A 1,350-nucleotide genomic window follows, 5' to 3' on the forward strand; every position below is an offset into this window, starting at 1 on the left:
CCGCATCGCCCGCGGCTTCCGCAACCGCGACAACTACCGGCTACGCATGCTGCTCATCGCCGGCGGCCTGACCAGCCCCCACCTCAAGTAAGAAGAGCCGCTATGCGGAAGAAGTCGTCGCGGCCATCACCAGCAAGCTGCGCGACCCTCGTCGCCGGGAGAGGCGGAGCACCGCTGTCGAGTCGGAGCGACGTGCAGCCGCACCTGCACGTCGCGACGACGACGGCCGTGTCTGCTTGGAGCGACAGGGCCGACTCCCCGACGGCGGCGACGAGCTGGGTCAGCAACCGACGCTCGTCGCCGGTCGGGCTTCGAGGCACCTCGAGTTCGGACCAGATCGCAGCGCTCACCGCGACAGTGCGGGTCGGCCGCAACCGGCTGTCGCGCTCATTCACGTGGGCATCGGGAGACACCTTTCCTCGACTTGGAGCGGATGCCAGAGACCGGCGCAGGAGCTCAGGCGAATTTGTGGACAGGCAGCTGAGCTGGGGATTCATTCCCCTGATCCGACCCGCGATCGATAGAATCCGTACATGCGTTCGAGCTACGGGTCGGGAGTGGACGAGGCCGCGCTGCCCGACGGTGAGCTGCTGACCGAGGTCGCCGCCGCGGTCGCCGCGCACAACCGGGCAGCCGCCCGGCTGGCCGCGGTGGTGCGGGTCGCCGACGCCCGGACCGCCTGCGAGCACGACGGGCTGAAGACGATGCAGGCCTGGCTGCGCACCCACGCCGGGCTCAAGGGCTCGACCGCCGCCGGGCTGGTGCACCGCGGGCGGGCGCTGGCCCTGCTACCGGCCACCGCCGCGGCGTTCGCCGCCGGCGCGATCGGCGTCGAGCACGTCACCGAGATCAGCAAGATCGCCGCGCCCCGGCAGGTGGCGATGGCCGCCGCGCAGGACGTCGACCTGGGCCAGGTGGAGGCGGCGCTGGCCACGATCGCCGCGTCCCACACCTTCCAGAAGCTGACCGAGGCCGTGGCCGGCTACCTGGCCCGGCTCGACCCTGACGGGCCCGAACCCGAACCCGAGCAGCAGCGCTCCCTGCAGATCACCACCCACCCCGACCGCACCGTCACCCTCCGCGTCGAGCTGGACCCGGTGGGCGGGGAGAAGGTCAAGGCGGTGCTCGAGCCGATGGCCGCCGCCTCCCGCACCGCCGGGGACACCCGCAGCCCGTCCCAGGTTCGCGCCGACGCGTTGGTGCAGTGGGCCGACACCACCCTCGCCGCCGGTCAGGTGCCGGTCCAGCGCGCCCGCCGACCCGGCATCGCCGCCGTGCTCCCCCTGGCCGACCTGACCGACCCCGCCACCGGCAAGACCGCCGCGCGCACGGGATACGGCGCCACCATCT

At 72.7% G+C, this 1,350-nt stretch carries 1 protein-coding gene; it reads left to right on the forward strand.

The window, feature by feature from the left end:
- Positions 1-533 precede the first annotated feature (533 nt).
- The coding region (locus ACK586_RS25350; RefSeq protein WP_409333306.1) for a DUF222 domain-containing protein at positions 534-1,350 on the forward strand (817 nt) is incomplete at its 3' end.

The organism is Trujillonella humicola (assembly GCF_046233715.1).
Taxonomy (GTDB): Bacteria; Actinomycetota; Actinomycetes; order Mycobacteriales; family Geodermatophilaceae; genus Trujillonella; species Trujillonella humicola.